6 protein-coding genes and 1 tRNA gene are annotated in these 7,633 nt (G+C 63.7%); 5 read left to right on the forward strand and 2 right to left on the reverse strand.

Annotated elements, in window-relative coordinates; translation table 11 throughout:
- The 3 genes from Q1L59_RS00235 to Q1L59_RS00245 all read left to right on the forward strand — a co-directional run.
- Positions 1–540 (forward strand): OmpA family protein (locus Q1L59_RS00235; protein ID WP_300327292.1); only part of this gene is annotated, 540 nt, incomplete at its 5' end.
- 50 nt (positions 541–590) lie between these two features.
- The gene (locus Q1L59_RS00240; RefSeq protein ID WP_300327293.1) at positions 591–875 is read left to right on the forward strand and encodes a hypothetical protein; all 285 of its coding nucleotides are present in this window, start codon (positions 591–593) and stop codon (positions 873–875) included.
- A 42-nt stretch (positions 876–917) separates the two neighbouring features.
- Positions 918–1,643 carry a ParB/Srx family N-terminal domain-containing protein gene (locus Q1L59_RS00245; RefSeq protein ID WP_300327294.1) on the forward strand — a complete coding sequence of 242 codons (726 nt, stop codon included), beginning with the start codon at positions 918–920 and terminating at the stop codon, positions 1,641–1,643.
- 49 nt (positions 1,644–1,692) lie between these two features.
- Here the strand turns inward: Q1L59_RS00245 and uvrB are convergent, their stop codons facing one another.
- A complete protein-coding gene (uvrB, locus tag Q1L59_RS00250; RefSeq protein WP_300327295.1) occupies positions 1,693–3,765 on the reverse strand; it encodes an excinuclease ABC subunit UvrB in 2,073 nt (690 codons plus the stop codon).
- A 187-nt stretch (positions 3,766–3,952) separates the two neighbouring features.
- On the opposite strand from uvrB, the gene Q1L59_RS00255 reads away from it, so the two are divergent.
- Complete coding sequence (locus Q1L59_RS00255; protein ID WP_300327296.1) at positions 3,953–5,155, forward strand: amino acid aminotransferase; 1,203 nt, start codon at positions 3,953–3,955, stop codon at positions 5,153–5,155.
- Between the two features lie 154 nt (positions 5,156–5,309).
- On the opposite strand, the gene Q1L59_RS00260 is transcribed toward Q1L59_RS00255, so the two are convergent.
- Positions 5,310–7,169 (reverse strand): AsmA-like C-terminal region-containing protein, encoded by a 1,860-nt coding sequence (locus Q1L59_RS00260; RefSeq protein WP_300327297.1) that lies wholly within the window; start codon positions 7,167–7,169, stop codon positions 5,310–5,312.
- 161 nt (positions 7,170–7,330) lie between these two features.
- Here Q1L59_RS00260 and Q1L59_RS00265 point away from each other — a divergent pair.
- Positions 7,331–7,406, forward strand: a tRNA-Asn gene (locus tag Q1L59_RS00265).
- Positions 7,407–7,633: the final 227 nt, after the last annotated feature.

Consider the following 7,633-nt stretch of genomic DNA (forward strand, 5'->3'; position numbering starts at 1 on the left):
ATCGAAAGCAATCCGGCACTCAAGCAGTTCAAGAGCCAGTTGCTGCTCGACATCACCAGCGAGGGACTGCGTATCCAGATCGTCGATGAGCAGAATCGACCGATGTTCGACACCAGCAGCGCCGAGGTCAAGCCCTATACCAAAGTGATTCTGCGCGAGATCGGCAAGGTGCTCAACGCCGTGCCCAGCCGGATCAGCCTGGCCGGACACACCGACGCGGCGCAGTTTGGTGGCGGCGAAAAAGGTTTTTCGAACTGGGAGCTGTCGGCTAATCGCGCGAACGCCTCGCGGCGCGAGTTGATCGCCGGTGGAATGGACGAACACAAAGTACTGCGCGTCGTCGGCCTGGCCTCGACGGTGCTGCTCGACAAGAACGATCCGCTCAGTTCGGTCAACCGGCGAATCAGCATCGTCGTCCTGAACAAGCGAACCGAGGAATCGTTACTGCTCGAAGACGGCCGCGTCGATGCGGTCGAGGTGGGCAGTCAGGGCGTCGAAGCCGAAGCGCTGAGCTCGCCCACCAACGCCGCGGGAAAGTGAAGCGGTGAATCTGAAACGACTTTGACAGGACCACAAGAAAGGAGACGAGAATGAGTAACGAAACAAGCGAAGAGGACAAAGGCGTCGCCGCCGCCCTGATCCAGCGTCTGGAGCTGGAGCGCATACCGCGCGCCCTCGACCTGAAGGAGAAGGTCGAGGCGGGTGGACTTCTGGACGACATGGACATCGCTTTTCTCGAGCGCGTTTTTGCCGACATGGAAGACGTCAAGCAGCTCGTCGCGCGCAACCCGGAGTATCACCAGCTTGCGGTCAACGTGGTCGGCCTCTACGAAGAGATCACCGCCCGCGCGCTGGCAAACGAAAAGTCGGCGTAGGACAATCGCCCGGCACGCCGGGCCTTTTCGGAGGAGCAAGGCATGGACTTCAATCTCGAAGAATGCTCGCAGAAGTCGCCGCGTGGACTGTTGTTTCAGGCGCGCGTGAGCGAACTGCGACCAACGCAAAGTGGTGTCGGACTGGACGAAGTCTATGCCAAAGCCGAAGCGATGAGCCGCAAGAACAAGGACGACCTGAGCGCCTTCCTGCTCATTCGACCGGTTCCAGTGGTGATCGGCAACGGCGGCCGCCCGTACCTGACCGACCATCATCATCTGGCGCGCGCCGTTTGGGAAGTGGCCCAGAACAGGAATGAAGCCGGCCTCGACGAGAGCAACGCGCGCGTCGTCGTCGAGGTGATCAACAACTGGAGCGTGCTCAAGGATGCCCAGTTCTGGAAGGCGATGCACGACAATCGCTGGGTCTATCTCTTTGACGCGATGGGCGGCGGCCCTCTGCAACCGGCCGCTCTGCCGAAGCACGTCAAGGACTTGCGCAACGATCCCTACCGCGGCCTCGCCTGGTACGTGCGCTCGCATTTCGGCTACGCCAAGATGCCTGCCGATTTTGCCGAGTTTCAGTGGGCGCAGTTCTTCCGCACGCGAATGATTCTCGACAACCGCCTGCTCAGCAACCAGATCGAGGACGTCGACATCCTGCTGTCGCGCATGAAGGCCGAGGAACGCCAGGAACTGATCGAGGAAGCGATCAGCTTGGCGCGTTCGGACGAAGCGGCTGGACTACCCGGTTATTCGGGCCGCCGCTAGATCGAACTCGCCGGCCGGGTTGCCTTCAGCTCAGATCTCCAGATCTACCCTACCCGGCCGCCGCTTCGCTGCCGCTGATGCCGAATACCTCCTGGCGCAGACGGAATAGTTCGTCGCGCGCCCGGGCAGCTTTCTCGAACTCCAGGTTCTTGGCGAATTCGCGCATTTCCTTTTCCAGGCGTTTCAGTTCGCGCGCAAGCTGCTTCTCGTTCATCGCGGCGTAGTTGGCCGGCTTCTGTGCGAGCTGGACGACGCCCGGTGCGCGTGGGCTTTCGTAGTAGCCGTCGATGATGTCGATGATCCGCTTGTTGACGCCGGTCGGAACGATCGCGTGCGTTTCGTTGAAAGCCATCTGCTTCGCGCGCCGCCGCTCGGTCTCGTCGATCGCTCGACGCAGGGAACCGGTCAGACGATCGGCATAGAGAATCGCCGTGCCGTTCAGATGGCGCGCGGCGCGGCCTATCGTCTGAATCAACGAGCGCTCGGAGCGCAGGAAGCCTTCCTTGTCGGCATCGAGAATGGCCACCAGTGAAACCTCGGGAATATCGAGTCCTTCACGCAGCAGGTTGATCCCGACCAGCACGTCGAACTTGCCGAGGCGCAAGTCGCGAATGATCTCGACGCGCTCGACGGTATCGATGTCGGAGTGCAGGTAGCGTACGCGCACCTCGTTCTCGCCAAGATACTCGGCCAGCTCCTCGGCCATCCGCTTGGTCAATGTCGTCACCAGAACGCGTTCGCCGCGCGCAATGCGCAGCCTGATCTCGGAGAACAGATCGTCGACCTGCGTCGACGCGGGGCGAACGATCAGCACCGGGTCGATCAGTCCGGTTGGCCGCACGACCTGCTCGACGACCTGTCCCTGGTGCTCGGTTTCGTAGTCGGCCGGCGTCGCCGAAACGAAGATCGTCTGCCGCATCAGCGCTTCGAACTCGGCGAAGCGCAACGGTCGATTATCGAGCGCCGAGGGCAAGCGAAAACCATAATTGACCAGATTCTCCTTGCGCGAGCGATCCCCCTTGTACATGCCGCCAAGCTGCGGAACCGAAACATGCGATTCGTCGATGAACATCAGCGCATCGGCCGGCAGGTAGTCGATCAGCGTCGGCGGCGGTTCGCCCGGCTGGCGCCCGGAAAGATGCCGCGAGTAGTTCTCGATCCCTTTGCAGAATCCGAGCTGGTCGAGCATTTCGAGGTCGAAACGCGTCCGCTGCTCGAGCCGCTGTGCTTCGACCAGCTTGCCTTCCTGCTGGAACTGCGCGACGCGCTCGCCAAGCTCGCGCTTTATCGCCTCGATTGCACGCAGAACAGTGGGCCGCCGCGTGACGTAGTGCGACGAGGGAAAGACGGTGAAGCGGAGAAGGCGCTGATGCAGATGCCCGGTCAGCGGATCGAAGAACTGCAGGTCCTCGATCTCGTCGTCGAAGAGCGTGATGCGGATCGCCTGCTCGGCGTGCTCGGCCGGAAAGACGTCGATCACATCGCCGCGCACGCGAAACCGGCCACGCTGCAGGTCCGTCTCGTTGCGTTCGTACTGCATCTCGACCAGACGCTTGATCAGATCGCGCTGGGAAACGCGGTCGCCAACGCGCATCGTCAGGATCATCTTGTGGTATTCATCGCGATCGCCGATGCCGTAGATGCACGAGACCGTCGCGACGATCACGCAGTCGCGCCGTTCGAGCAGGCTTTTCGTCGCCGAAAGCCGCATCTGCTCGATATGCTCGTTGATCGATGAGTCCTTCTCGATGTAGAGGTCGCGGGCCGGAACATAGGCTTCCGGCTGGTAATAGTCGTAATACGAAACGAAGTACTCGACCGCGTTCTCCGGAAAGAACTCGCGAAACTCGGCATAGAGCTGCGCGGCGAGCGTCTTGTTTGGCGCCAGGACAAGCGCCGGCCGGCCGCTGCGGGCGATCACGTTGGCCATCGTGTAGGTCTTGCCCGAACCGGTCACGCCGAGCAAGGTCTGGTAGGCCAGCCCGTCGGCCAGCCCGGCGCAGAGCTGGGCGATCGCCTCCGGCTGGTCGCCGGCCGGCAGAAACGGTTGATAAAGGCGAAAGGGGCTGTCCGCGAAGCTGAGGAAGCCGGGCTGCCCGGCGGCATGTAGGCGATCTGGCATGCTAGAATTCTACGTTTTTTCGCCTGCCGTCGCCAACTGCCTTGCGCGGCCAGCGCGGTCCCTGGGCAGCCGGGCCCGGCCCGGCTGCCGGCCGCTTCCGGCGCAAGGCAGGTGCAGCGGCTTGCCCGCCGTCACGCGCGCGACCGGCGACCGACTGCGATTCGCCTGCCCCGTTAAGGAAACAGCCATGACTACCTCGTTCTTTGCCGCCGTGGAGATGGCTCCACGCGACCCCATCCTCGGCCTGACCGAGGCTTTCAATGCCGATACCCGGCCGAACAAGGTGAACCTCGGCGTTGGCGTCTATCTCGACGACAACGGCAAGGTTCCCCTGCTCTCGGCCGTGCGGCGGGCCGAAAAGGCTCGCCTGGAGTCCTTGCCGCCTCGTTCCTATCAGCCGATCGATGGTCCTGCCGCGTTCAGCCAGACGGTTCAGCGCCTGCTTTTCGGCGAAGGCTCGCCGCTGCTCGCCGCCGGTCGCGTGCTGACCTGCGAGGCGCTCGGCGGAACCGGCGCGCTCAAAGTGGGCGCCGACTACCTGCGACGCTTGCTCCCGCAGTCGACGGTGTTCATCAGCGATCCGAGCTGGGAGAACCATCGCGCGCTGTTCGAGTACGCCGGCTTTCCCGTCGCGAGCTACGCCTACTACGATCCAACCACACGCGGCGTCGACTTCGCCGCGATGAAAGCCAGCCTCGCGCAGTTGCCGCCGGAGTCGATCGTCGTCCTGCACGCCTGCTGCCACAACCCGACCGGTGCCGACCTCGAGCCGTCACAATGGGCCGAGATCATCGAACTGGTCGGCGCCCGCCGCCTGCTCGCCTTCGTAGACTTTGCCTATCAGGGTTTCGCCGACAGCCTCGAGGAAGACGCCCTGCCCGTCCGGCTGTTTGCCGAATCCGGCCTGCAGTTCCTGGTTGCCGGATCGTTCTCGAAGTCATTCTCGCTCTACGGCGAGCGCGTCGGTTCGCTTTCGGTAGTCACGGCCAACCGCGACGAAACGATGCGCGTCCTCTCGCAGATCAAGCGCGTCATACGGACCAACTACTCGAACCCGCCGACGCACGGCGGCGCCATCGTCGCCGCGATCCTCGCCGACGGCGAGCTGGCGCGCCTCTGGGAGGAAGAACTGGCCGGCTTGCGCGCGCGCATCCGGACCATGCGCAGTGCGCTGGTGGATGAGCTGCGAGCGCGCGGCGTGCAGACCGACCTGTCGTTCATCACGCGCCAACGCGGAATGTTTTCCTATACCGGGCTGAGCGCCGCCCAGGTCGACCGCCTGCGCGAGGAGTTCGCCATCTACGCCGTGAGTAGCGGCCGCATCTGCGTCGCTGCGCTGAACACGCGCAACATCGGACACGTTGCCGACGCGATGGCCGCCGTCCTCTAGCCCGTGGCCTTGCTCGTCGTCGAGGCTCGCCGCGAGCAGCCGACGACGACGCGAGCCGACCGGATGGCAGCAGCCCAAGCGGTCGCTGCAACCAAGCCAGCGTCGCACGATTCGGCGCCGTTCGCCACGCAAGGCGCGCCGGGTCGCCGCCGAATCAGCGGTCGCCGGCCTTCAACAGCGGCGCGTTCAAAGAACCGCTGATCGCCACCGGCAGCGCCGAGTGCTCGCCGCGCCCGCGCATTTCCACGTCCATCCGGCCGCGCAAGTCGAGCTCGCGCCCGAGGTCGATATACCCGGCAGCCTGCATGGCGCCAGCGCTCAGGCTGAGGCGCGACAGGTGGATGAAGCCTGGCGTCAGCCTGACGGCGCCGGTAAGCTGCTCGAAACGCGTTGCCCCACCAAGCGCAAGCGGTACGCTCGGCGCTCGCCGCAGCGCTTCCGGAAGATCGATACCCGGCAGGCTGCCTCGCTTGACGGTGAGCGTACCGTCGCCTTGCAGCGTCGAAAGAAGCGACGGCCACGCGTCGGCGGCGGCGGAAAAGCGCAGCCTGCCCGTACCCTCGCCGAGAAAACCTTGTTCCAAACCCAGGGCTTCGGCGAGCTTCCTGGCGTTGACCCGCTCGAAGGCGATCTCGCCGGAAAGCAGCGGCTCACTGCCCGCACCCAGCGTTGCCTTACCGCTGAGCAGCCCATCGAAGACCCGGAATTCCATCCGGTCGACGTTCACCGTCATTGCCCGCAACTCGCCCTGCAGAACAAACGAATCAACCACCTGCGAACTATTCGCGCGCGGGCGCCACTTCAGACCCTCGGCGCGAATCGCAAAGGCCGTAGCCTGAGGACGCGCCTCAAAGCTCAACTCGCGGTTCGCCGAATGCAAGGCAATGACCTCGGCCAAGCCCTCGCCGGACAAGGTGATCTCGCCACGCAAATCGCCGATCACCAGTCCAGCCAGCGCGAGTTCCACATTGCTCAGCGACAGATGCCGTACGCCGGCGCGCGCCCCCGGCCTGGCCGCCGTCTGCAACGCCTGCGCCAGCTCGCCAAAGGTCGACGGCGCCAGCACCAGGTCGCTCAACTCCACATCGTCAAATAGCATCCTTTCCGCAAACAGCTTGCTGAGGACCGGTTGCAGGCGAGCTTTGCCAACGACCAGCGGTGCACCTTCGCCAACGCCCTCCAGGCGAACGCCATCGAGCCGCAAAGCAGGAGTCGGCAGCAGATCGATCCCCAAGGAATCGACGCGTGCCTGCCTGCCAGTGCTCTGCGTCAGAGCAGCCTCGACCGCCGGCTGATAGTTCAGGTACGGGAAGATCAGCACCAGCACGAGCGCGAGGACGACCGGCACGAGCAGAAGCAGAATCACGACGAGCGGCCAAGTGAGAATAAAACGCGGCCGATGCGCGCTCACTTGCACACGCCGCGGCTGGCGCTCGCCGCCGAACCAGGGTGGCCGCCACCGCTCGGGCACCGACAGCGGGCCTAGCGCATCCTCGACCGGCGCGGCCGAAGACGTGCCAGCGGCTTGCGCGCGCGACAGGAAAACCGTTCCCGATTCCGAGGGCGCCGGATCGTGTACGGTCGGCCGCGGTCCTCGCGCCGGCGTCGGCGCCTCGCGCGCGGGCGGCACGTCGAACGAAGCCGAGGCCTGGCTTGCCGGTAACGGAGGCGGGGCCGTCTGTTCCTTGGTACCGAAGCTGGAAAACTCGGAAACCGGTGCCGTCGTCTCGTCCGACGCTGCGCGCTGCCTTGCCTTTTCGCCACGTTGCCAAACCGAGTCGTAGGCGGCGCGGCGATCAACCAGACCATCGCGCTCGAGCTCGAGCAGGGCGCTGCGGGTCATCTGCGGGTTGCCCGTCTTGTCGCACAATTCAGCGACCGTCGCGTTGCCGTCCACCAGGATCAACACCATTCGAGTGTTGCGCTGAACCACGCGCGTCCGCTGCAGAACCGCCTCCTCGCCGGAAGCGGTCTTCGCAAACACCAAATTGGGGTCGATCAAGTCAGGATCCATCGGTCGATCTAGCCTCGCGTCCAAAGCCAACTACTCTCCACAACTGCAACACAGCCCGAATTGTGCACGTTCTTCGCCCGTTGTGCACGTTCTTCGCCCGCCGAAAAAGCGCCGAGCGTTGACGCACCCGCGGCGAGCGACTAGACTATGCAACGTCGAGTTCCTCGATAGCTCAGTCGGTAGAGCGTCGGACTGTTAATCCGTAGGTCCCTGGTTCGAGCCCAGGTCGGGGAGCCAAATAAATCAATCAGCTAGGCCGCTCTGCAGGGCGGCCTTTTTGCTTTCTGGCTTTCGTGTAGCCACTATGTAGCCAAATCTGGGCAATCTAAGGCGTTAAGCAAAAATAACTTGAACATTTGTGATGATTGGCTTATGGTTTCGGCATGGAGCAGGAGTTAGCCATAGAAGCCAAGTATCAAGCGCTCTGTGGAAGGCTGGATGAGGCCACGCTTCGCCTTTGGGCG

The organism is Accumulibacter sp. (assembly GCF_029255125.1).
In the GTDB taxonomy this organism is placed as follows: Bacteria; Pseudomonadota; Gammaproteobacteria; order Burkholderiales; family Rhodocyclaceae; genus Accumulibacter.